The 22,362-nt window shown below is 56.2% G+C and carries 19 protein-coding genes; 8 read left to right on the plus strand and 11 right to left on the minus strand.

Annotated features, from left to right (window positions below; all coding sequences use genetic code 11):
• The first annotated feature begins 2 nt into the window (after window positions 1-2).
• Genes arnC through arnF form a run of 6 tightly spaced genes read left to right on the plus strand, consistent with a single transcriptional unit; the run spans window position 3 to window position 6,213 of the window.
• The gene (gene arnC / locus ACLJQJ_RS16500; RefSeq protein WP_000458893.1) at window positions 3-986 is read left to right on the plus strand and encodes an undecaprenyl-phosphate 4-deoxy-4-formamido-L-arabinose transferase; all 984 of its coding nucleotides are present in this window, start codon (window positions 3-5) and stop codon (window positions 984-986) included.
• Window positions 983-2,965 (plus strand): bifunctional UDP-4-amino-4-deoxy-L-arabinose formyltransferase/UDP-glucuronic acid oxidase ArnA, encoded by a 1,983-nt coding sequence (arnA, locus tag ACLJQJ_RS16505; RefSeq protein ID WP_063808732.1) that lies wholly within the window; start codon window positions 983-985, stop codon window positions 2,963-2,965. The genes arnC and arnA overlap by 4 nt, the downstream gene beginning before the upstream one ends.
• On the plus strand, window positions 2,962-3,861 hold the full coding sequence (gene arnD, locus ACLJQJ_RS16510; RefSeq protein ID WP_000169760.1) for a 4-deoxy-4-formamido-L-arabinose-phosphoundecaprenol deformylase: 900 nt from the start codon (window positions 2,962-2,964) through the stop codon (window positions 3,859-3,861). The genes arnA and arnD overlap by 4 nt, the downstream gene beginning before the upstream one ends.
• On the plus strand, window positions 3,858-5,504 hold the full coding sequence (gene arnT, locus ACLJQJ_RS16515) for a lipid IV(A) 4-amino-4-deoxy-L-arabinosyltransferase (RefSeq protein ID WP_023202373.1): 1,647 nt from the start codon (window positions 3,858-3,860) through the stop codon (window positions 5,502-5,504). The genes arnD and arnT overlap by 4 nt, the downstream gene beginning before the upstream one ends.
• Window positions 5,501-5,836 (plus strand): 4-amino-4-deoxy-L-arabinose-phosphoundecaprenol flippase subunit ArnE, encoded by a 336-nt coding sequence (arnE, locus tag ACLJQJ_RS16520; RefSeq protein WP_000580688.1) that lies wholly within the window; start codon window positions 5,501-5,503, stop codon window positions 5,834-5,836. Before arnT ends, arnE begins: the two co-directional genes overlap by 4 nt.
• A complete protein-coding gene (arnF, locus tag ACLJQJ_RS16525) occupies window positions 5,836-6,213 on the plus strand; it encodes a 4-amino-4-deoxy-L-arabinose-phosphoundecaprenol flippase subunit ArnF (RefSeq protein WP_000538694.1) in 378 nt (125 codons plus the stop codon). Before arnE ends, arnF begins: the two co-directional genes overlap by 1 nt.
• On the opposite strand, the gene pmrD is transcribed toward arnF, so the two are convergent.
• From pmrD to ACLJQJ_RS16570, 9 genes are all read right to left on the minus strand, one after another.
• Complete coding sequence (gene pmrD, locus ACLJQJ_RS16530) at window positions 6,208-6,465, minus strand: signal transduction protein PmrD (protein ID WP_000455132.1); 258 nt, start codon at window positions 6,463-6,465, stop codon at window positions 6,208-6,210. The genes arnF and pmrD overlap by 6 nt on opposite strands.
• A gap of 97 nt (window positions 6,466-6,562) precedes the next feature.
• Entirely contained in the window at window positions 6,563-7,930 is a 1,368-nt protein-coding gene (menE, locus tag ACLJQJ_RS16535) for an o-succinylbenzoate--CoA ligase (RefSeq protein WP_023245205.1), read from the minus strand.
• The gene (gene menC, locus ACLJQJ_RS16540; RefSeq protein WP_063808733.1) at window positions 7,927-8,889 is read right to left on the minus strand and encodes an o-succinylbenzoate synthase; all 963 of its coding nucleotides are present in this window, start codon (window positions 8,887-8,889) and stop codon (window positions 7,927-7,929) included. Before menC ends, menE begins: the two co-directional genes overlap by 4 nt.
• Window positions 8,889-9,746 (minus strand): 1,4-dihydroxy-2-naphthoyl-CoA synthase, encoded by an 858-nt coding sequence (menB, locus tag ACLJQJ_RS16545; protein ID WP_000640013.1) that lies wholly within the window; start codon window positions 9,744-9,746, stop codon window positions 8,889-8,891. Before menB ends, menC begins: the two co-directional genes overlap by 1 nt.
• Window positions 9,747-9,760: 14 nt before the next feature.
• Window positions 9,761-10,519 carry a 2-succinyl-6-hydroxy-2,4-cyclohexadiene-1-carboxylate synthase gene (gene menH / locus ACLJQJ_RS16550; protein WP_000979137.1) on the minus strand — a complete coding sequence of 253 codons (759 nt, stop codon included), beginning with the start codon at window positions 10,517-10,519 and terminating at the stop codon, window positions 9,761-9,763.
• The gene (gene menD, locus ACLJQJ_RS16555; RefSeq protein ID WP_063808734.1) at window positions 10,516-12,186 is read right to left on the minus strand and encodes a 2-succinyl-5-enolpyruvyl-6-hydroxy-3-cyclohexene-1-carboxylic-acid synthase; all 1,671 of its coding nucleotides are present in this window, start codon (window positions 12,184-12,186) and stop codon (window positions 10,516-10,518) included. The genes menH and menD overlap by 4 nt, the downstream gene beginning before the upstream one ends.
• A gap of 85 nt (window positions 12,187-12,271) precedes the next feature.
• Window positions 12,272-13,567, minus strand: coding sequence for an isochorismate synthase MenF (gene menF / locus ACLJQJ_RS16560; RefSeq protein ID WP_000555674.1), 1,296 nt, complete (start codon window positions 13,565-13,567; stop codon window positions 12,272-12,274).
• A gap of 100 nt (window positions 13,568-13,667) precedes the next feature.
• Entirely contained in the window at window positions 13,668-13,973 is a 306-nt protein-coding gene (elaB, locus tag ACLJQJ_RS16565) for a stress response protein ElaB (RefSeq protein WP_001519663.1), read from the minus strand.
• A gap of 54 nt (window positions 13,974-14,027) precedes the next feature.
• Complete coding sequence (locus tag ACLJQJ_RS16570) at window positions 14,028-14,489, minus strand: GNAT family N-acetyltransferase (RefSeq protein WP_063808735.1); 462 nt, start codon at window positions 14,487-14,489, stop codon at window positions 14,028-14,030.
• Between the two features lie 60 nt (window positions 14,490-14,549).
• Between ACLJQJ_RS16570 and rbn the strand changes: the two genes are divergently transcribed.
• Together rbn and ACLJQJ_RS16580 are read left to right on the plus strand one after the other, a co-directional pair.
• Window positions 14,550-15,467, plus strand: a complete 918-nt coding sequence (gene rbn, locus ACLJQJ_RS16575) for a ribonuclease BN (RefSeq protein WP_000419093.1) — start codon at window positions 14,550-14,552, stop codon at window positions 15,465-15,467.
• A 65-nt stretch (window positions 15,468-15,532) separates the two neighbouring features.
• Window positions 15,533-16,534, plus strand: a complete 1,002-nt coding sequence (locus tag ACLJQJ_RS16580; protein ID WP_000368558.1) for a chemotaxis protein — start codon at window positions 15,533-15,535, stop codon at window positions 16,532-16,534.
• Between the two features lie 40 nt (window positions 16,535-16,574).
• Here ACLJQJ_RS16580 and ACLJQJ_RS16585 read toward each other — a convergent pair whose 3' ends face one another.
• Window positions 16,575-18,365, minus strand: coding sequence for a vWA domain-containing protein (locus tag ACLJQJ_RS16585; RefSeq protein WP_063808736.1), 1,791 nt, complete (start codon window positions 18,363-18,365; stop codon window positions 16,575-16,577).
• Window positions 18,366-19,084: 719 nt separating this feature from the next.
• On the minus strand, window positions 19,085-22,362 hold a 3,278-nt coding region (locus ACLJQJ_RS16590), incomplete at its 5' end, for an autotransporter outer membrane beta-barrel domain-containing protein (RefSeq protein WP_410967691.1).

A 22,362-nucleotide genomic window follows, 5' to 3' on the forward strand; every position in this document is an offset into this window, starting at 1 on the left:
GCATGTTTGACGCCGCCCCCATAAAAAAAGTCTCGGTGGTTATTCCTGTCTATAACGAACAGGAAAGCCTGCCGGAATTGATAAGACGCACCACCACCGCCTGCGAGAGTCTGGGCAAAGCGTGGGAGATTTTATTGATAGATGATGGTAGCAGCGATAGCTCGGCGGAGCTGATGGTTAAGGCGTCCCAGGAGGCCGATAGCCATATCATCTCTATTTTACTCAACCGTAACTACGGTCAACATGCAGCGATCATGGCGGGGTTTAGCCATGTAAGCGGCGATCTTATCATTACGCTGGATGCCGATCTGCAAAACCCGCCGGAAGAGATCCCGCGCCTGGTGGCGAAAGCCGATGAAGGGTTCGATGTGGTAGGCACCGTGCGCCAGAACCGACAGGACAGCCTGTTTCGCAAATCGGCGTCAAAAATCATTAATCTGCTGATCCAGCGCACAACGGGCAAAGCGATGGGCGATTACGGCTGCATGTTACGCGCCTATCGCCGCCCTATTATCGATACTATGTTGCGCTGCCATGAACGCAGCACCTTTATCCCTATTCTGGCCAACATTTTCGCTCGTCGGGCTACCGAGATCCCGGTGCATCACGCTGAACGTGAATTTGGCGACTCTAAATACAGTTTTATGCGTCTCATTAACCTGATGTATGACCTGGTGACCTGCCTGACGACGACGCCGCTGCGCCTGTTGAGTCTGCTGGGCAGCGTTATCGCCATCGGCGGGTTTAGCCTGTCGGTATTGCTTATTGTACTTCGCCTGGCGCTGGGGCCGCAGTGGGCGGCGGAAGGCGTATTTATGCTCTTTGCCGTCCTGTTTACCTTCATCGGCGCGCAATTCATCGGTATGGGACTGCTGGGCGAATACATCGGTCGCATTTATAACGATGTCCGCGCCCGCCCCCGCTATTTTGTTCAACAAGTTATCTACCCGGAAAGCACGCCGTTTACTGAGGAAAGTCACCAATGAAAGCCGTTATTTTTGCCTATCACGATATGGGATGTCAGGGCGTGCAGGCCGTACTGGATGCCGGGTATGAGATTGCCGCGATTTTCACTCATGCCGATAATCCTGCGGAAAACACCTTTTTTGGCTCCGTCTCCCGGCTGGCGGCAGAATTAGGGATTCCGGTTTATGCGCCGGATAACGTAAATCATCCTATCTGGGTCGACCGCATCGCTGAACTTGCGCCGGATATTATTTTTTCGTTCTATTACCGCAACCTGTTAAGCGAAGAAATTCTGCACCTCGCCCCGGCTGGCGCGTTCAATCTGCACGGTTCTCTATTGCCTGCCTATCGTGGCCGTGCGCCGCTAAACTGGGTTCTGGTTAACGGCGAAAGCGAAACGGGCGTAACGCTGCATCGTATGGTCAAACGTGCCGACGCCGGAGAGATTGTCGCCAGTCAACGCGTCGCTATTGCGCAGGACGATGTTGCGCTTACCCTGCATCATAAGCTATGCCAGACCGCGCGCCAGTTGCTTAATAGCATCCTGCCCACCATGAAATGCGGCGATATACCTTCTGTTCCCCAGCGTGAGTCTGACGCTACATATTATGGTCGCCGCAGGCCGGAAGATGGCCTTATCGACTGGCACAAACCGGTTTCCACGGTGCATAACCTGGTGCGGGCGGTAGCCGCCCCCTGGCCCGGCGCGTTCAGCTATAACGGCTCGCAAAAATTCACTATCTGGTCTTCCCGAATTTGTCCGGATGCGCAAGGCGCGCTTCCCGGCTCGGTAATTTCGGTGTCTCCGCTGCGGGTCGCCTGCGCCGATGGCGCGCTGGAGATTATTACCGGCCAGGCCGGAGACGGTATTACTGTACAAGGCTCGCAGCTTGCACAGGCGCTTGGTCTGGTGGCGGGCGCGCGTTTGAACCGTCCACCAGCGACCAGCGGTAAACGTCGCATTCGCGTTCTCATCCTCGGCGTCAACGGTTTTATCGGCAATCATTTGACCGAACGGTTACTGAATGAAGAGAATTACGAGGTCTACGGTATGGATATCGGCAGCAACGCCATTAGCCGGTTCCTGCTCCACCCTCGCTTTCATTTCGTGGAGGGAGATATCAGCATCCACTCAGAATGGATCGAATATCATGTCAAAAAATGCGATGTCGTACTGCCGCTGGTAGCGATTGCTACCCCGATTGAATACACCCGCAACCCGCTGCGCGTCTTTGAACTTGATTTTGAAGAAAACCTGCGGATTATCCGTTATTGCGTGAAATACCGTAAACGCGTGGTTTTCCCGTCTACCTCTGAAGTGTACGGCATGTGTACGGACGCCTCTTTTGACGAGGACAAATCGAATCTGATCGTCGGGCCGGTGAATAAGCCACGCTGGATTTACTCCGTTTCCAAACAGCTTCTCGACCGGGTGATTTGGGCTTATGGCGAAAAAGAGGGATTGCGCTTCACGCTTTTCCGTCCCTTTAACTGGATGGGGCCGCGGCTGGATAGCCTGAACGCGGCGCGTATCGGCAGTTCACGCGCGATAACGCAGTTGATTCTGAACCTGGTAGAAGGGACGCCGATCAAGCTTATCGACGGTGGTCAGCAGAAGCGCTGTTTCACCGATATTCGCGATGGTATCGAAGCATTATTCCGCATTATTGTGAATGATGGCGATCGGTGCGATGGCAAAATCATTAATATCGGCAATCCTGACAACGAAGCCAGTATTCAGGAACTGGCGACGCTGTTGCTCGACAGTTTTGATAAGCATCCGCTGCGCTGCCATTTCCCACCGTTTGCCGGTTTCCAGGTCGTCGAAAGCCGTAGTTATTACGGCAAGGGTTATCAGGATGTCGCACACCGGAAACCCAGTATCGACAATGCCAGGCGCTGTCTGGGCTGGGAACCGTCTATTGCGATGCGTGATACGGTTGAAGAAACGCTGGACTTCTTCCTGCGCAGCGTAGATGTCGCGGAACGCGCATCATGACGAAAGTCGGTTTACGCATTGATGTTGATACCTTGCGAGGTACGCGTGAAGGTGTTCCCCGGCTGCTGGCGACATTGCATCGCCACGGCGTTCAGGCCAGCTTTTTCTTCAGCGTCGGGCCGGACAATATGGGACGCCATCTTTGGCGTCTGATAAAACCGCGATTTTTATGGAAAATGCTACGTTCAAACGCCGCCTCGCTCTACGGTTGGGATATCCTGCTGGCCGGCACCGCCTGGCCGGGAAAAAATATCGGCAACGCCAATGCCGGGATTATTCGTGAAACGGCAACATACCATGAGACGGGACTACATGCCTGGGATCACCATGCGTGGCAGACTCACAGCGGCCACTGGAGTATCCGCCAGCTTGAAGAAGATATTGCGCGCGGCATAACGGCGCTTGAGGCCATTATCGGAAAACCCGTCACCTGCTCAGCCGCGGCTGGCTGGCGAGCGGATGGGCGCGTTGTTCGTGCGAAAGAGCCGTTCAACCTGCGGTATAACAGCGATTGCCGTGGAACCACCTTATTCCGTCCGCTACTGATGCCGGGCCAGACAGGGACGCCGCAAATCCCGGTCACCTTACCCACGTGGGATGAGGTTATCGGCCCCGCCGTTCAGGCGCAGTCGTTCAATACCTGGATTATCTCCCGTATGTTGCAGGACAAAGGCACGCCGGTATATACCATCCATGCGGAAGTCGAAGGTATTGTCCATCAGCCGCTGTTTGAAGATTTGCTCGTTCGTGCACGTGACGCGGGGATCACCTTTTGTCCTCTGGGCGAACTGCTGCCGACATCGCCTGAGTCTCTGCCGTTGGGGCAAATTGTACGTGGACACATCCCTGGCCGTGAAGGTTGGCTGGGGTGCCAACAGGCAGCGAGCGCCTCATGATGAAATCGATACGCTATTATCTGGCTTTCGCCGCGTTTATCGCGCTCTACTATGTTATTCCTGTCAATAGCCGCCTGCTCTGGCAGCCGGATGAAACGCGCTATGCCGAAATAAGTCGGGAGATGCTGGCGTCTGGCGACTGGATCGTGCCGCATTTTCTGGGATTACGTTATTTTGAAAAACCGATAGCCGGTTACTGGATAAACAGTCTGGGTCAGTGGCTTTTTGGCGCTACCAATTTTGGCGTGCGGGCTGGCGCTATTTTGACGACATTACTGGCCGCAGCGCTGGTGGCGTGGCTGACGTTCCGCTTATGGCGGGATAAACGTACCGCGTTGCTCGCCTCCGTGATCTTTCTCTCCCTCTTTGCCGTTTACAGTATCGGGACGTATGCGGTACTCGACCCGATGATCGCGCTTTGGCTTACGGCCGGGATGTGTTGTTTCTGGCAGGGGATGCAGGCCACGACCCGAACGGGCAAGATTGGGATGTTTTTGCTACTGGGTGCAACCTGCGGTCTGGGTGTATTAACTAAAGGCTTCCTCGCCCTGGCCGTACCGGTAGTGAGCGTGCTGCCGTGGGTCATTGTTCAGAAACGCTGGAAGGACTTTTTGCTTTACGGCTGGCTGGCGGTCTTGAGCTGCTTTGTGGTTGTCCTTCCCTGGGCGATCGCCATTGCGCGACGCGAAGCCGATTTCTGGCATTACTTTTTCTGGGTGGAGCATATCCAGCGATTCGCCATGAGCGATGCCCAGCATAAAGCCCCTTTCTGGTACTATCTGCCGGTACTGCTCGCGGGAAGTTTACCGTGGCTGGGGTTACTGCCTGGCGCGCTTAAACTGGGCTGGCGCGAGCGAAACGGCGCATTCTATTTGCTCGGATGGACGATCATGCCGCTTCTCTTTTTCAGCATTGCGAAAGGGAAACTGCCCACCTATGTTCTTTCCTGTTTCGCACCGATAGCGATACTCATGGCGCGCTTCGTCCTGCATAACGTAAAAGAAGGCGTCGCCGCGCTACGTGTCAACGGCGGGATCAACCTGGTGTTCGGGTTAGTCGGGATCGTCGCAGCGTTTGTCGTCTCCTCATGGGGCCCGCTGAAATCGCCGGTGTGGACGCATATCGAAACCTATAAAGTTTTTTGCGTCTGGGGCGTCTTTACTGTTTGGGCGTTTGTGGGCTGGTATAGCCTCTGTCATAGCCAAAAATACCTATTACCCGCGTTTTGTCCGCTGGGACTGGCGCTGCTGTTCGGCTTTTCCATCCCCGACAGGGTGATGGAGTCCAAACAGCCACAGTTTTTTGTCGAAATGACCCAGGCGCCTTTGGCATCAAGCCGCTATATTCTTGCCGACAACGTCGGCGTCGCCGCCGGGCTGGCCTGGAGTCTGAAACGAGACGATATTATGCTCTACGGACACGCGGGCGAACTCAGGTATGGTCTTAGCTATCCTGATGTGCAGGATAAATTCGTTAAAGCCGACGATTTTAACGCCTGGCTCAACCAGCATCGTCAGGAGGGCATTATTACGCTAGTACTTTCAATAGCCAAAGATGAAGACATCAGCGCTCTTTCCCTTCCCCCTGCGGACAATATTGATTATCAGGGGCGTCTGGTGTTAATTCAGTATCGGCCTAAATGATCGGCGTCGTTCTGGTGCTTGCCAGTCTGCTCAGCGTTGGCGGTCAGCTCTGCCAGAAGCAAGCGACACGGCCATTGACGACGGGCGGACGCCGCCGTCACTTGATGCTGTGGCTGGGCCTGGCGCTGATATGCATGGGTGCAGCGATGGTGCTGTGGCTGCTGGTGCTACAAACCCTGCCGGTGGGAATTGCTTACCCGATGTTGAGTCTGAATTTTGTCTGGGTCACGCTGGCGGCCTGGAAAATCTGGCATGAACAGGTTCCGCCCCGCCACTGGTTGGGCGTCGCATTAATTATCAGCGGCATTATCATTCTGGGGAGTGCGGCATAATGGGCGTAATGTGGGGACTGATAAGCGTTGCGATTGCCTCCCTCGCCCAGTTGAGTTTAGGATTCGCCATGATGCGGCTGCCATCGATAGCGCATCCACTGGCGTTTATTTCCGGACTGGGCGCATTTAATGCCGCGACCCTGGCGCTATTCGCCGGTTTGGCGGGGTATCTGGTTTCCGTCTTCTGCTGGCAGAAAACATTACACACGCTCGCGCTCAGCAAAGCCTATGCGCTACTGAGTCTCAGCTATGTGCTTGTCTGGGTAGCCTCAATGCTGTTACCCGGTTTGCAAGGCGCTTTCAGCCTAAAAGCGATGCTCGGCGTATTGTGTATTATGGCGGGGGTAATGCTGATTTTTCTGCCCGCCAGATCATGAAGGCTTGCGCGTCAACCTCTGCCATTCGTCGCAGGAATAACAGCGTGCATCAACGATTTTTAAGGTCTGGTGTTTTTCCCGATTAATACAATACTGCGCATCCTGTAAAGGCGACAGGATATCGCCGGGACTCAGTAATATCATGGAATTCGCCTCGGCGATCATTTTTAGCGAACCGCCGCTATCGCACAGCACCAGAACATGGCACGCCCTCTTTTTGACATAATGCGATTTCTTAACCAACCATTCCATAGCGCCCCCGTTTCACGCTTATTGTTCATAACACGTTACACATCAACGGATAAACAAAACGGCAATAGCGATGGAATGGTTGTATATTAACCTAACATTAATTTTTACAGTTCTCACACACCCACTGCTGGAGCGCACGGCGAGATATTTTAATCCCTCCGTTTTTCAGTTCTGACGGCAGCGTCAACCAGCGAACCGGCTGCTGAAAACGCGCCAACTTATCGCGGACCCATTCAGCGAGGTTCACGTCTCCGGCCTGTGAGGCATACTCCACAACCGCAACGGGACGATGGCCAAACTCTTTATCTTCTACCGGCACGACGAAGGCTTGTTGCACCAGCGGATGCGCATTAATAACGCGTTCAACTTCCTCCGGCTGAATGCCTTCGCCGCCGCTAAAGAACAGGTTGTCCAGCCGCCCGGCGATGGTTAGCCTGCCGTGGTTCAGCTCGCCGCGATCGCGCGTGGCAAACCAGCCCTCGTCATTAACCAGCGGGATCAGTTTGCCATCACGCCAGTAACCTTCCGCCATACTGGCGGCGCGCAGCCAGACTTCATTATCGACGATTCTGATCTCTCTGCCGGGAAGCGGCGCGCCCACATCATCCGAACCATCGGCCTCTTTGGCGCATACCGTAGACGCGAACTCCGTGAGCCCATACCCGCACCAGCAACGAATCCCTTGTTTGCTGGCCTGGTCGGTGAGTTCAACCGGAATCACCGCGCCGCCGAGCAAAACGGCTTTCAGCGTCACCGCCGCCCGATTCGCCAGCAGCCGCCATAGCTGCGTCGGCACCAGCGAAGCATGAGTACACCCTGCCAGCATCTGCTCCAGCGGTTGCTTATCGCGTACCGTCATGCGCGCCCCGGCGAAGAGCCAACGCCACATAATACCCTGCCCGGATACATGAAACAGCGGCAGCGATAGCAGCCAGTCATCCTGCGGGCCAAACGGCATTAGCGAAAGCACCCCCTGCGCGCTGGCAAGATGCGCCTGGCACGTATGTACAGCCGCTTTTGGCAATCCTGTGGAACCCGATGTCAGCGTCATGGAAACCAGACGCTGCGGTTGCCAGGCCACAGCATACGCCGCTGTGCTCTTTTGTATCTGCAACGCGGTTAACCCGGAAAATACGTTTTCGCCTTCCAGTGTCAGCGCAAAACGCAGCGTTAACTTCGGCACCAGCGCCTCCAGCAATGTCTGGGGCAACTGCGGGTTGACGGGCAGAACCCGCGCGCCGCACTGCATCAGCGCAAGCCATGCCAACAGAGTGCGCGGCTGATTCCCGGCGCGCAGCAGGACACCGTCGCCCTCGCGTACGCCCTGCGCGGCAAACCCGCCCGCCAGCGCATCAATACGCTCACAGAGGGCGCGCCAGCTTAGCACTTCATCGTTCAGGCGCAGAGCGGGCGCCTGACTGCGAACCTGACGCCAGTGGCGCCACGGCCAGTCCGTGAATGTCATAACAGTCGTTCCAGCTCATCACGCTTCAGACAAGGCAACGCGCTACCGGGCCAGGGGCGAATCTGTTGCGCCTGCATCAGATGCAAGGTATCCAGTCCGGGCAGCGTTCCCGGCGTCAACCAGGCGGCAATCCGCGCCAGTTGCGTCAGGCCGAGGCTGGACTCGATCGAAGAGCTGATGACCGCCGTCAGTCCCAACGCATGGGCGGCAGCGACTTGCTCACGCACTTTATCAAGCGATCCGGTCAGCGTAGGTTTGATAACCACAGCCTTGACGCCCTCTTCGGCTTCAAAGGTGAAATCCGCTTCGCGCAGACTTTCGTCCCAGGCAATCGCGATGCCGGTTTCACGGGCAAAGGCGCGGGAATCATCCCGCGTCTTACACGGTTCTTCGAGAAAGGCGATACGAGCGCGGTAGTCTGGATTAACATACTTTGCGAACTGTTGGGCTTTTAGCGGCGTCCAGGCGCGATTCGCATCCAGACGCAGATGCAGATCCGGGATCGCCTCCAGCAGCAAATTAACCACCATGCCGTCGCGTACCGCTTCATAGAGACCCACTTTGACCTTAGCGATTTTCTCGCCGGGCATATCGGCAAGCCGCAGCACCAAATCGTCAGGATCGCCAGTGCATAACGGCGCGGCGCGATAGTCCGCCGCCTCCGACAATACGCCTGTCAGTTCCGCCAGCGCGCAGCTTGCGCCAAACGCGACCGAAGGCATCTCGGGTAATCCCTCGCTCCCCTGAAGCCAGTCGTTCACCCATGTTAGTAGCGCCGTCTGCGCCTCTTCCCACGTTTCCTGACTGAAGCCCGGCAGCGGAGAGATCTCTCCCCACCCTTCACGCTCGCCGTCACGCAGACAAACATACAGCCCGTCGCGAGTTTTTAACCGCCTGTCGCGCAGAACCACCCCCGCGTCCATGGGGATCTGCCAGCGGTATACCTGCGCGCTACGCATTATGGGTTCCGTTTGAATTTGCTGAAGTCAGGCTGACGCTTCTGGTTAAAGGCGTTACGGCCTTCCTGCCCTTCTTCGGTCATGTAGAACAGCATGGTAGCGTTGCCCGCCAGCTCCTGCAGCCCGGCCTGACCGTCACAATCGGCATTCAGCGCCGCTTTCAGGCAACGCAGCGCCATCGGACTGTTTTGCAACATTTCGCGGCACCAGCGCACGGTCTCTTTTTCCAGATCCGCCAGCGGAACGACGGTGTTAACCAGCCCCATGTCCAGCGCCTGTTGCGCATCGTACTGGCGGCACAGGAACCAGATTTCACGCGCTTTCTTCTGACCAACGATACGCGCCATATACGAAGCGCCCCAGCCGCCGTCAAAGGAGCCAACTTTCGGACCAGTCTGGCCGAAGATGGCGTTTTCCGCCGCGATGGTCAGGTCACACATCATGTGCAGCACATGACCACCGCCAATGGAATATCCCGCGACCATCGCGACAACCGGTTTTGGACAGGTGCGAATCTGGCGCTGGAAATCCAGCACGTTCAGGTGATGCACGCCGGAGTCATCCTGATAACCGCCGTAATCGCCGCGCACCTTCTGGTCGCCGCCCGCGCAAAACGCTTTATCGCCTTCGCCGGTCAGAATAATCACGCCCACGTTGTCGTCGTAACGGGCATCCGCCAGCGCCTGAATCATCTCTTTGACGGTCAACGGACGAAATGCATTGCGCACCTGTGGACGATTAATGGTGATTTTTGCAATACCGTCGGTGGATTTTTCATAACGAATGTCGGTGTAACCCTCCGAGCAGTCGTGCCATTCTACCGGTGCGTAAAGCATTGTTTCATCAGGATAGATCATAGTGTGTCCTTTAGTCAGAGACGCAGAATCTGAGCCAGACTGTCTACCACGCCAGCGGGGTTTTCCCGATGCGCGTTGTGTCCGGCGTTACGAATAACATGGCATGTCGCCGCCACTTCCTGCGCCAGGGCGCGGAATTTGCTGTCGCGTTCGCCACATAAATAATAAAACGGAAATGCCAGCGCGTTGAGCGCCTCGCGTAAATCCGGCTGGGCGGCAAGCGATGTCGCCTCCAGCATCGCAGCCAGCGTTTCGCCGTTATTCTGGCTACGCAGCGCCGTCAACGTCTGCCTTTGCTGCGCCGTCAGCGAGGCGAACACCGGCTGCTGATACCAGTCGTGAAAAACCTCAGTCAGGGGTTCACGACGAAAACGCTCTGCCCAGCGCCCGTCGGACAATCGTCTTTCAGCGCGCGCCTGTTCATTTTGCAGCCCCGGATGACCGCCTTCGACCACCAGGCCGCACAGGCCTGGTATTCCCTGGCAGGCTGCCATCATCGCCACCCGGCCGCCAAGGGAGTATCCCACCAACCAAAACTTTAGTATGTTGTAACTAATTAACGTAGCGCGCAGCAATCTGATGACATCGGCAAATCCGCCGACCGGAATAGCCGCAGATCCGCCATGTCCCGGTAAGTCAATATAAAGCCGCGAACAGCCGTGAAACTGTTCACCAACCGGCTGCCATTCGCGGCAATCGCCAGAAAAACCGTGCAGGAAAACCAGCGAGGGCGCCCCAGGCTGTCCGGGCATGTGCTGCGCGTGCAACATCATAGATGGCTTACCTGAGCCAAAAGTTGCTGCAGCGTCTGCGCGCCATCCGTATCGTTTACCACCAGCTCAATCACCGTTGTCGCCGGGGTTCGCCACGCGCCAGCCAGCGCAGACTCCAGTTCTTCCCAGTTTTCCGGGCGATGATAGCGCAGGTTAAACATGGCGGCCGCATGGTCAAAATGGACGTTTTGCGGCATCAAATAAAAGCGCTCACGTTTGCTTTGCGGCGTCGGCAGCAGGGAAAAGATCTGCCCGCCGTTATTGTTGACCACAATCAACACAAACGGCGCGGATACCTGACGTAGTAACGCCAGCGCGTTAAGATCGTACAGCGCGGATAAATCGCCGACGATAGCCAGCGTCGATTTGGCGCTGGCGCGCTGCGCGCCTGCCGCCGTGGAAAGCAGGCCGTCAATGCCGCTCGCCCCGCGATTGCTGTATACCGGATAGCCAGCCGGCAACTGTGACAGCGCGTCGATCAGACGCACCACCAGACTATTGCCCACGAACAATTGCCCCTGCTCCGGCAGATAGTCACGGATACGGTGCGCCAGCTGCGCTTCGCCAAAGGTGTCTCGCTGCGCGACCACCCGTTGCCACGCCAGTTCCGCCAGACGCGGGATCTCTACACACCACGGTTTACGTTTTTCCGCCGGATGCAGTTCCAGCCAGTCGGCGATTTTCGCTACCAGTCTGCGTCCACGATGGTGCGCCGGGTCCAGACGACCTTCAATATTGTCGATTACCCAATACTCTTCCGGCTCGCAGGTTGCCTGCCATTGCAGTAAGCGTTTTCCGGTAAGGCTACTGCCAAGCTGGACGACAATCTGCGCCTGCTGCAGTTCGGTCACCGCTTTGGCGTTGCCGAGCCACAGGTCGGCGCACGGCAGCGGCTGCCCGGTTTGCGACAATACGTCGCCAATTAATGGCCATCCCAGAGTTTGCGCCCACTGCGCCACTTTTTTGCCTTCTTCCGCGCTCATACGCCCGGCGACAACGACGCCGCGTTTTTGTCGCCAGAAGAACCAGTCGCGCTGTTTGTCGCTTTCCAGTCGACGCGCTTCGCGCAGCCAGGGCTTTTCATCCTGCCACCAGTCGCCGAGGCGCTGCTGCCAGACCAGACCGGTGTCATTCATATCGCCATACAGCGGTTCGGCAAAAGGACAGTTAATGTGCAGCGCGCCCGCATGAAGCATGGCGAGCGCATTGTCGATGGTCGACACCAGCCAGCGCGCCGGAATATCCTGCGTGGGACGCGGCAACGACAGAGTTTGGGAGGGGTGCGAGGCAAACATCCCCGCCTGACGGATCGCCTGGTTGGCGCCGCAGTCAATCAGCTCCGGCGGGCGATCGGCGGTAAGTAAAATGAGCTTCTCGCCCGTCAGACCCGCCTCAATCAGCGCCGGATAGAGGTTCGCCACGGCGGTACCTGAAGTGACAATAACGGCAACCGGCTGTTGGCTGACTTTCGCCAGCCCTAACGCCAGATGACCAAGCCCACGCTCATCAAAGTGCGTATGGTGAATAAAAGCAGGATTCTCTGCCGCCGCCAACGTGAGCGGCGTGGAACGGGAACCAGGGGCGATACAAACATGCCTGACGCCATGACGGGTTAAGGCTTCCAGGATGACCGCCGCCCAGCGCCGGTTAAATGCACTTACTGACATGAGTTTGTCCGGTATCAATCATTGGGACTAAGTATAAAGAGCTGCAAAAATGGATTATTGATATGGGTCGGGAATATGTGACTCATTACGCATCCATCTGCAATAAGGTACGTAACCCGGCCGCTTTATTATCTATTTCCTGCCATTCCTGTTCCGGATCGGAGCCGCGGACGATTCCCGCGCCGGCATACAACCGCACCACATTGGCCGTCACTTTGGCTGAACGTAACGTCACGCAAAACTCACTTTGCCGCGTGGAGAGATAGCCTGCCGACCCGGCATACCATTCACGTTCGAACGGCTCATGTTGTTCTATAAAACAACGCGCGGGTTCACGAGGGATCCCGGCGACCGCTGCGGTAGGCTGTAACTGGTGCAGGCAGAGCGTGTCGTCCGCCTGATTAAGCGCCGTCCAGATACAGCGGCGCAAATGCTGTACCTTGCGCAGTCTGAGCACCTGCGGCGGCAGCACATCCAGCGAGTGGGTGCAGTTTTGCAGTCGCTGGCAGATGTCTTCGACAACCAGCATATTTTCTCGCTGGTTTTTATCGTCTTTCATTAACCATTCGCCAAGCTGCCAGGCTTTATGGTTATCCGGATGGTTCGCCACCGTCCCGGCCAGCGCTTCGGTACGCAGCGCCGTTTCACGCCGCCGCCAGAGCCGCTCTGGCGATGATCCCAGAAAGGCGGTATCGGCGGAAAAGGCCATAAAAAAGTGGTAGCAGTTGAGATTTAAACGACGACTGGACGCCATCATCGCGGCGGCATTGACCGGACGGGAGAACTGTAAGTCGGTGGCCCGCGCCAGCACAACTTTATCAAACGCCTCTTGCGCAATGGTGTGGGTGGCCTGCTGAATCAGCTTCACCCAACCGTCTTTGTCCGGCCAGTGTTGTTCGCTCGTGAGCGAAAGGCGTAGCGCCGGAACAGGCTTAATGCCGACCAGAGAAGCGAGAAACGCTTTCGCCTGGCGCGCATCATCGCGTAGCGAAACGTCACTGTGCAGATGTAAGCGTAAGGTCGCCGTACCCCCGCTACGTCGCCACTCCAGCCGCGGCAGCAATAAGTAGCCCTCTTTCGGCTCGAACGCATTCAGCCCCCAAATACGCAGGTCAGGCTGCGCGTGCTGACGTAAAAACCGTTGCGCCAGATCGAGCGATGAAAAGACGGTGATTGCCCCGAGAACGGCAGCTTCTTCGTCGCCATTACGCTGTTGCCAGTAGAATTGCGGAAAGGATGACTGGCTGGCCAGCCAGCTCAATGCATCGAAGGCATCGTTTAAAGGGAAAGGCGCATCGAAAACGCAAAGCCCTGGCGTCGCCGGTATCTCTTGCGATAGCTGACGCGTCAGATTTTCCAGCGCAGTAGTAATAGAATGCACGCGGACCCTCCCTGTTAAAAACCCCACATTATACGGGGTACTGCCCTAAAAAAGCAGTACCTCATTTAGGGAGGGTTGCAATTCTGTTCAGTGGGGGGATTTAGCGCCGCGCCAGCAGCAGTCCAAGTACCAGTCCTACCGCCGCGCCTACGCCAATACCCTGCCAGGGTTTTTCATGAACGTAGTCATCCGCTTTATAAACGGCCTGCTTTGCCCGGTAATAATAGCTATCCGACGCATGGCTTACGCGGTTTTTCACCTCTTCCAGCGCTTGTTCCGCGCGGGCTTTCAGCTCAATGTATTTTTGATCGGCGGGATCGCCTGAGGAACGTAAAATCTCTTCCAGCGTTTCGCTGAGCAAAGTCAGATCATCATCAACACGTGATTCACCAAATTGATATGACATTCTCATTCTCCGTTGTGTTAACACCTGCTCCTAACTATAGTCAACGGTTTCGGTTTATGCCTGATGAACCTCCCGCGCCATTCCCCGGTGCGGAATGCCGTCTTCGTCATAAACATCGGTGACGGGAATAAAACCAAACCGCGCATAAAAAGGTTGCAGATGCGCCTGCGCCCCCAGATATAGCGGCTTATCCGGCCAGTGCCGCCCACAAGATTCCAGCGTTTTCGCCATTAATTGCTGGCCCAGTTTCGCTCCTCGCCAGGCATCGCTGACGATCACCCGGCCAATGACAACCGGGTCTGATTCGTTATCGCTTTTCAGAATCCTCGCATACGCCACCAGCTCATCCTGATGCCAGCCCAGAATATGCCGATTGTCGCCGACTAAATCATCGCCATCCACATCCAGGTAAGGACAGCGCTGTTCTACCACAAAGACTGCGCAGCGCAATTTGAGTAACGCGTAAAGTTGAGGAATGGTAAGTTCGCTATGGTGGAGATCCTGCCAGTCAATCATGATGCGCTCCTGTGTTGTGGTAATCTTGGGTTAAACGATAACCAAACGTGTATGGACAAGATGGAATTAATTTTTTTAGGTACGTCCGCAGGCGTTCCCACGCGCTCACGCAATGTAACGGCAATTTTATTACATCTGCAACATCCAACGCAGCCGGGAGTATGGCTTTTTGATTGCGGCGAAGGGACACAGCATCAAATGCTTAATACCGCGTTTCATCCCGGTAAGCTTGAGCGCATTTTTATCAGTCATCTTCACGGCGATCATCTGTTTGGCCTGCCGGGTCTGCTATGCAGCCGGTCGATGGCGGGGAACCCCCATCCGCTAACCGTATACGGACCTCAAGGCGTGCGTGAGTTTATTGCAACCACACTGCGTCTTAGCGGTTCATGGACCGATTTTCCGTTGCAAATTGAAGAAATTAGCGCAGGCGATATTCTTGACGACGGTCTGCGTAAAGTGACCGCGTTCAGGCTGGAGCATCCACTGGAGTGCTACGGATATCGCGTTGTTGAACATGACAAGCCTGGCGCGCTGAATGCCAGGGCGTTAAAAGCCGCAGGCGTTACGCCCGGCCCGCTGTTTCAGGCGTTGAAGGCAGGAAAAACCGTCACGCTTGCCGATGGAAGGCAGATCAATGGCGCCGACTACCTTGCTCCCGCCGTGGCCGGGAAATCAGTGGCGATTTTCGGCGATACCGCGCCCTGCGAGGCCGCCCTCGCGCTGGCGCAAGGTGTGGATGTGATGGTCCATGAAACCACGCTGGATGCGTCAATGGAGGAGAAAGCCAACGCTCGCGGACACAGCTCCACCCGTCAAACCGCGACGCTGGCGCGGGAAGCTGCCGTCGGTCGGCTGATCATGACCCATATTAGCTCACGCTATGACGATAAAGGCTGTCAGCGCTTACTGGCGGAATGCCGCGCTATTTTCCCGGCGACGGAGCTGGCTTACGATTTTTCTGTTTTCCCGGTTTAGCGCTCCATTTTTTGTCCTCATTGCCGATAACACTAAAAAAGGCAGGCTTTCATAATGAGGTTAGGATGGACAATTTTCAGAAAGATATTGATGACAGGGCCAATTTAACCCTGTCCAACCGTTTTGAACTGCTGTTATTCCGTCTTGGTACATCGCTGCATGAACAGAAGTCAGAGCTGTTCGGCATCAATGTATTTAAGCTGCGCGAAATCGTACCAATGCCCGCCTTTACGCGCCCGGCAGGCATGAAAGCGCCTCTATTGGGCATGGTCAATATTCGGGATCAGGTCATTCCAGTGATTGATTTGCCAGCGGTAGCGGGCTGCAAGCCGGAAACCGGGCTGAATATTTTGCTGATCACCGAATATGCGCGCAGCGTACAGGCATTTGCCGTCGAGTCGGTGGAAAATATTATGCGTCTTGACTGGCAACAGGTGCATACCGCCGAGAAAGCCGTCAACGGTCGCTACATCACCAGTATTGCCTGCCTGGATGATAACAAAGAAACCAACAACCTGGCGCTGGTGCTCGACGTTGAGCAGATCCTTTATGATATTGTCCCCTCCAGCCACGATCTGCGCGCCACCAATCTGAAGACCAATAAATTTTATATTACCCCTGGCGCGGTAGCCATTGTGGCGGAAGACTCCAAAGTCGCCCGCGCGATGCTGGAAAAAGGGCTGAACGCGATGGGAATTCCGCACCAGATGCATGTGACCGGCAAGGATGCATGGGAGAGAATCCAGCAACTGGCGCAGGAAGCGGAGGCCGAAGGTAAGCCAATTAGCGAGAAAATCGCGCTGGTCCTGACAGATCTTGAGATGCCGGAGATGGATGGCTTTACGTTAACGCGTAAAATTAAAACCGATGAACGGCTGAAAAAGATCCCGGTCGTTATCCACTCTTCCCTTTCCGGCAGCGCCAACGAAGATCATATACGTAAGGTGAAGGCCGACGGCTACGTGGCCAAGTTTGAGATTAACGAACTCTCTTCGGTCATTCAGGAAGTGCTGGAGCGCGCAGCAACAAACAGCCAGGGACCACTGATCAGCCGCAAAAGCGCCTGACGTAACAGGGGATACCTACAGTACAGGCATCCCCTGACGCTTAGTGAGACAAGCCTTCCGCCAGTTTTACCAGTTTAATAAACTCCGCGCGATAGCCTTGTTTATCTTCCCCGCGCGCCTGTTCACCCCATTTAATAATTTGTGGCCAGGTTGTATCTGCCAGCGTTTCTGAGCCACGCAGTTTTTGCCCGAAAGCCGCTACCGCCGCGCGGAAACGAAAATCTTCAGAGGCGTCAGCAAAGATCGGCATCTTTCCCATAACGACCGGGAACTCGGCTAATGTACTTTCGCTGCCCTGCGGCGCTTTCCAGCGCAATTTGATCCACGCCAGCTCGCTTGATTTTGTTGGCTTTGAGGCGGCTTTGTCCTGAGCGTAGCGCAGTTTATCCACCGAGGCTTTCTGCCCGTTAAGCGTCAGTTCAAAGAATAGCGTGACGTGTTTACCCGCGCCGATATCACCCGCATCAACCTTATCGTTATTGAAATCCTCGTCGCGCAGTTGGCGTTTTTCATAACCAATCTGCCGGTACTCAGTCACCCACTGCGGATTAAATTCGATTTGCGATTTTACATCTTTGGCAACGGTGACCAGCGTTTGATGCATCTCATCTTTGAGGACTTTTTGCGCCTCGGAGAGGGAGTCGATGTAGCTGTAATTGCCGTTACCCACATCAGCAATTCTCACCATCATGGCTTCGTTGAAATTGTCATCGCCGACGCCCAGCGTAGATAAGGTAATACCTTTCTCACGCTCTTTTTTTACCAGCGCTTCGATGTCTTTGGGATCGGTAATACCGAGGTTAAAATCACCGTCGGTGGTCAACAAAATGCGGTTAACGCCGCCTTTGATAAACCCTTTTTCGGCCTGCTCGTAGGCTAGTCGTAATCCCGCTTCACCACCGGTACTCCCGTAAGCATCCAGATTATCAATTGCCGCTTTAATCGCAGTTGTGTTATTTCCCGCTGTAGACGCCAGCGCGACGTGAGTGCCGCCCGCGTAGGTCACAATCGTGATGTTATCCTGCGCACGCAGATCGTTCACCAGCAGTTTTAGCGCCGACCGGATCAACGGCAGGCGTTCCGCTGGCTGCATAGAACCAGAAGTATCAATGAGAAAAACCAGGTTGGCAGGTGGCAGATCTCTGGTCTGCATGTCCCGGGCCTGAACATCAACTTTTAATAGCGTACGCTGCGCGTTCCACGGCGAGGGAGCCAGTTCGTATTTAACCGCAAATGGCATCGGTATACAGGCCGTAATGGGTTTAGTGTTATCCTGCTTATCCGCAACGGGCTGAGGCGCGGGAAAATAGTTCAGCATCTCTTCTACCCGCACGGCTTCCGGCGGCGGCAGTTGTCCCTGATTCAGAAAGCGCCGCACGTTAGCGTAGCTGCCAGTGTCTACATCCAGACTAAACGTGGCGAGCGGCGCCTGACTTACCTGTTTAATCGGATTTTCATCGTAGTGTTCGTAACGCGCGGTCCCCATTACATTACCGCCTTGTGCAGCGAACGCTTTTGGTGCCGCGGCACGTGTCCGCATTTCATATTGCGGTGCTTCGGCTGTTGCCAGAGATCCCGCTTTGGCATCTGCCAGGGCTTTGGCTTCAGCATTCGCTTTATATTCGGCTGCTTTTTTCGCAGCCTGTTGGGCGGCCTCGGCTTGTCTTTTCTGGACAGTGTCATCCCCGGCCTGAGCGCTATTTTCTTTCTGGATAGCCTGCTCCTGTTTTAACTCAGCCGGATTATTTCCCTGCGGGTCGGAGGGCTCCGGCCCACAGCCCGAGAGAACAACCCCACCCAACAACAGCATTAATGTTTTTCCATTAAGCATAAAAATTCCTTTTCAATTATATTCGGGTAATTCTCTGCAGATGTCCTGCATTATATTCCGCTTTACTTTTATTATCAGCATGACGAAAGTAGAAAATAGTATTACCTGCGTTAATAACCACCCATAATAAAAAAGATAATTATATTTTTGAGGCAAATAATATTTACGTTTAAGATGAACGGCTTAATCAGTTGCTGGCGTTCGACCCACAGATTCTGCGTGAAGAACACTATTTACAGATGACCGATTTACCAAAAGTGAATATATAAGATGGGGGACTATCTGCACTGTGCCCTCGCCGATACTTCCTTTTACAACCCACCAAACAGCAATCCATTAAGCCGTGCCGACACTCACGTTATTGATGGAAAGATATTATATGCCGCCGTCACATGAAATAATGAACTGAGCGCGATCGGACGCCCTGAAAAACGCTGACAGAAATACGCTTCAGATCAAGTTTTTCCCATTGAAGTCGATGAGATAGACATTTATCCGGGAAACGGGTCACGAAAACAGTTGGGAGAGTTGTTCCACTGCCTGCTTGCGGAACCGGATACCGAATGTTGCGTTGCGCTCTACCCAACCTATGCCTCACCCAACGCCTGATGGCGCTTCGCTTATCAGGCCTACGAATTATCACATATTGATAACCCTGCAGGCCGGATAAGGCGTAGCCGCCATCCGGCATAAATGTTGTACTATGCCTGGTCAGCAACCTACCAGTTATAGCGCATGTTCAGGCTAAAGCTGGCGTCGCCGTAGTCGTTCTTTCCCTTCTGACCGGCGGCCTGGGCGTAGACGCTTAGCCGTTCGCTGACGTTTGCCTGAATCCCCACTTTCACTTCCACGCGGTCGTTCGGCAAATCCTGCGATACCTTCGTGTCGCCAAAGGTGGCCGAGGCATTGTCGCTGGCGTGCAGCCAGTTGACCTCCATAAACGGCTGGATCCTGCCGCTCTCTTTGTACAGTTTACCGTCCACACGCACGCCTAAGCGCGTCGTCCAGCTATCATCGTTCTGGCCGCTGATGCGGGTACCGCCATCGTCAATAACCGTGTCGGCGCTGTAGCGCTGCCAGGTGACCTGCGCCTGCGGTGTCAGGCTGACCGTGTTACGGTTGCTTAACGCAATATCATAGCGATAACCCGTTTCCAGCGAGACGGCGTGCGCGGCGGAGTCGTAACGGCTGGCGCTGAGTCCGTCGTTATCCACGCTGTTGTTGTAAGCGCCGTACTGATACCAGCTATCGATGTAAGCCCCGCGATGGCTTTGCGCATCGGCAAACCAGGTGGCGTAGAGGCCAAGGTTGTAGCCGTCCACGCTACCGTTGGCGGAGAACTGGCTGCCGTCCGCTCCCCGGTTGCCGGTGCTGTCGGTGCTGGCGTTGATGTAGCTGCCCATCAGGCCGACGGTGACGCTCTGCGCGCCGTCGCTCCAGGTCAGGATGTCGCCGCCGAGCTGGAACTGCGAGTAGTCGCTGTCGATATCTACGTTGCCGTTAACCGCCTGCGATTCGGCTTTACCGGCCTTAAAACGCATCCAGATGCTGCCGTCGGCGGAACGGTACTGGCTGCCTTCCCGGTCATAGAGGGTCTGCATTTGCAGGTTGCGCGCCATCCACTGGTTGCCGAGATAAACGCCAATGTCGGCGCGGTACTGCGGCGTCACGGGCGTGACGTCGCCGCCGTCAGGCGGAGTGATATCGCCGTCATCGTCCGGCGGGGTGACATCGCCGCCATCGTCCGGCGGAGTGACATCGCCGTCGTCGTCCGGCGGGGTGACCTCACCGCCGTCGTCAGGCGGGGTGACCTCACCGCCATCGTCCGGCGGAGTGACATCGCCGCCATCGTCCGGCGGAGTGACATCGCCGCCGTCGTCCGGCGGGATAACATCACCGCCGTCGTCCGGCACGTCATCAGACTCGGAGCGCAAGTACCAGTCGCCGCCGTCTTGTTTCAGCGTGTAGGTCCAGGCGTTAATATCAACATGCCCTTTGTAGAGCGTAAAATCACCGTCGGACTGACCGCCCACCTCAATAACTTCAATACCGTTAACCGTTTGTGCGCCCAGGCCATTGACGTTGGTGATATGCAGCGTGGTGCTGCCGGCGGTGTCGCCGGTGACGATCAGTTTATCGGTGGGCGAGCTGTCATCGCCCAGCTGGGTATTGAGATAGAGATGACCGTCGTTGCCGGTATAGTTTCCCGCGATCGTCAGCGTATTGTTGGGCTGGTCACTGCCGCTTATCATCGCGCTGCTGTTGACGACATCGCCGTTGACGGTGAACGTATCGACAAAGTACAGGCTGCCCTGGTTGTTAACATGGCCGTTCACCGTGGCGTTGTGGCCGCCAAAGGCGGCGTTCGCGGCGATATTAACCGCCTGCGCGCTCCCCGCAGAGCCGATGGTCGCCGTTTCGGCCAGCCATAGCGTGCCCTCCTGCACGTCGGTGTCGCCGCTGTAGGTGTTTTGCGCCCCCAGGATCAGCGTGCCAGCGCCCCGTTTGATGAGCGATTTGCCGTCCCAGCCGGTGGCGCTGTCGGGATTGAGCGTGGCGTCAACGTCCGTCAGCGCGGTGTTCAACGTGAAGCTATGACCTTGCTCGCTCAGGGTGAAGGTGCCGTGGGCGTCGGTGGCGGCGTTGTCGCTGTCGGCATACCAGGACAACGAGGCGGTTACGTCATAGCGGGTGTCGTCGTCGGCGTTCACGCGCCCATCGACGGTGAGAAAATCCACCTGTTTGGCGTCCATACCGGCTACGGTGAATTGCGCAAAATCGCTATTGATGGCGCTGTCCGAGTCAATCAGCGTGTAGGCGTACGCGTCGCGGGTCCAGGATTTCGCTACGTTGCCGATGCCGGTAATATCCAGCGTACCGCCCAGGTTGGCGTGGTCGGCGGTGACGATGGCGTCGCTGTTGCTGTCGGTCAGGTGTACGGCCAGGGTGCTGTTCGCCTCCTGCGTTAGCGTATTTGCCCGCAATGCGCTGCCTGCGCCGATTGCGGTGGTGGCGTTATCGTGAGTGGTGAGATTTGCCGTAACGAACTGGCCGCTGGCGTTCAGTTGCAGGCTGGCGTAATTGTCGATATTGCCGCTACCCAGCGCCTCAACGTTGCTGGCGACCAGCGTGCCGTCGCTGATAAGGGTGCCGCCGGTGTAGCTGTTGTTGCCAGAAAGCGTGAGCGTGTCGCCGCCGGATTTCACCACCTGCCCGCTGCCGCTGATGGCGTTGTCAAAATCACCGCCGGTGTTCAGCTCCAGCGTGGCGTTGTTGGTGACGTCGCCGGTACCCAGCGCCTCAACGTTACTGGCAAGTAGCGTGCCGCCGCTGATGGTGGTGCCGCCGCGGTAAGTATTGCTGCCGGAGAGCGTGAGCGTGCCGTCGCCGGATTTTTCCACCTTGCCGCTGCCGCTGATGGCGTTGTCAAAATCACCGCCGGTGTTCAGTTCCAGCACGGCGTCGTTGGTGACGTCGCCGGTACCCAGCGCCTCAACGTTGCTGGCAACCAGCGTGCCGCCGCTGATAAGGGTGCCGCCGGTATAAGTATTGCTGCCGGAAAGCGTGAGCGTCTCGTCGCCGGATTTCACCACCTGCCCGCTGCCGCTGATGGCGTTGTCAAAATCGCCGCCAGTGTTCAGTTCCAGCGTGGCGTTGTCGGTGACGTCGCCAGTCCCCAGCGCCTCAACGTTGCTGGCGACCAGCGTACCGCCGCTGATGAGGGTGCCGCCGGTGTAAGAATTGGCGCCGGAGAGCGTGAGCGTCTCGTCGCCGGATTTCACCACCTGCCCGCTGCCGCTGATGGCGTTGTCGAACGTGCCGCCGGTGTTCAGTTCCAGCACGGCGTCGTTGGTGACGTCGCCGGTACCCAGCGCCTCAACGTTGCTGGCGACCAGCGTACCGTCGCTGATGAGCGTGCCGCCGCTGTAGCTGTTGGCGCCTGAGAGCGTCAGCACGTCGTCGCCGGATTTGACCACCTGACCGCTGCCGCTGATAG

Source organism: Salmonella sp. SAL04202, assembly GCF_046550775.1.
Classification (GTDB): Bacteria; Pseudomonadota; Gammaproteobacteria; order Enterobacterales; family Enterobacteriaceae; genus Salmonella; species Salmonella enterica.

Bases quoted from the DNA above. Each gene is read 5' to 3' on its own strand.
- arnC (WP_000458893.1), top strand. From the start codon at position 3: ATGTTTGACGCCGCCCCCATAAAAAAAGTCTCGGTGGTTATTCCTGTC.
- arnA (WP_063808732.1), top strand. From the start codon at position 983: ATGAAAGCCGTTATTTTTGCCTATCACGATATGGGATGTCAGGGCGTG.
- arnD (WP_000169760.1), top strand. From the start codon at position 2,962: ATGACGAAAGTCGGTTTACGCATTGATGTTGATACCTTGCGAGGTACG.
- arnT (WP_023202373.1), top strand. From the start codon at position 3,858: ATGATGAAATCGATACGCTATTATCTGGCTTTCGCCGCGTTTATCGCG.
- arnE (WP_000580688.1), top strand. From the start codon at position 5,501: ATGATCGGCGTCGTTCTGGTGCTTGCCAGTCTGCTCAGCGTTGGCGGT.
- arnF (WP_000538694.1), top strand. From the start codon at position 5,836: ATGGGCGTAATGTGGGGACTGATAAGCGTTGCGATTGCCTCCCTCGCC.
- pmrD (WP_000455132.1), bottom strand. From the start codon at position 6,465: ATGGAATGGTTGGTTAAGAAATCGCATTATGTCAAAAAGAGGGCGTGC.
- menE (WP_023245205.1), bottom strand. From the start codon at position 7,930: ATGACATTCACGGACTGGCCGTGGCGCCACTGGCGTCAGGTTCGCAGT.
- menC (WP_063808733.1), bottom strand. From the start codon at position 8,889: ATGCGTAGCGCGCAGGTATACCGCTGGCAGATCCCCATGGACGCGGGG.
- menB (WP_000640013.1), bottom strand. From the start codon at position 9,746: ATGATCTATCCTGATGAAACAATGCTTTACGCACCGGTAGAATGGCAC.
- menH (WP_000979137.1), bottom strand. From the start codon at position 10,519: ATGATGTTGCACGCGCAGCACATGCCCGGACAGCCTGGGGCGCCCTCG.
- menD (WP_063808734.1), bottom strand. From the start codon at position 12,186: ATGTCAGTAAGTGCATTTAACCGGCGCTGGGCGGCGGTCATCCTGGAA.
- elaB (WP_001519663.1), bottom strand. From the start codon at position 13,973: ATGTCATATCAATTTGGTGAATCACGTGTTGATGATGATCTGACTTTG.
- ACLJQJ_RS16570 (WP_063808735.1), bottom strand. From the start codon at position 14,489: ATGATTGACTGGCAGGATCTCCACCATAGCGAACTTACCATTCCTCAA.
- rbn (WP_000419093.1), top strand. From the start codon at position 14,550: ATGGAATTAATTTTTTTAGGTACGTCCGCAGGCGTTCCCACGCGCTCA.
- ACLJQJ_RS16580 (WP_000368558.1), top strand. From the start codon at position 15,533: ATGGACAATTTTCAGAAAGATATTGATGACAGGGCCAATTTAACCCTG.
- ACLJQJ_RS16585 (WP_063808736.1), bottom strand. From the start codon at position 18,365: ATGCTTAATGGAAAAACATTAATGCTGTTGTTGGGTGGGGTTGTTCTC.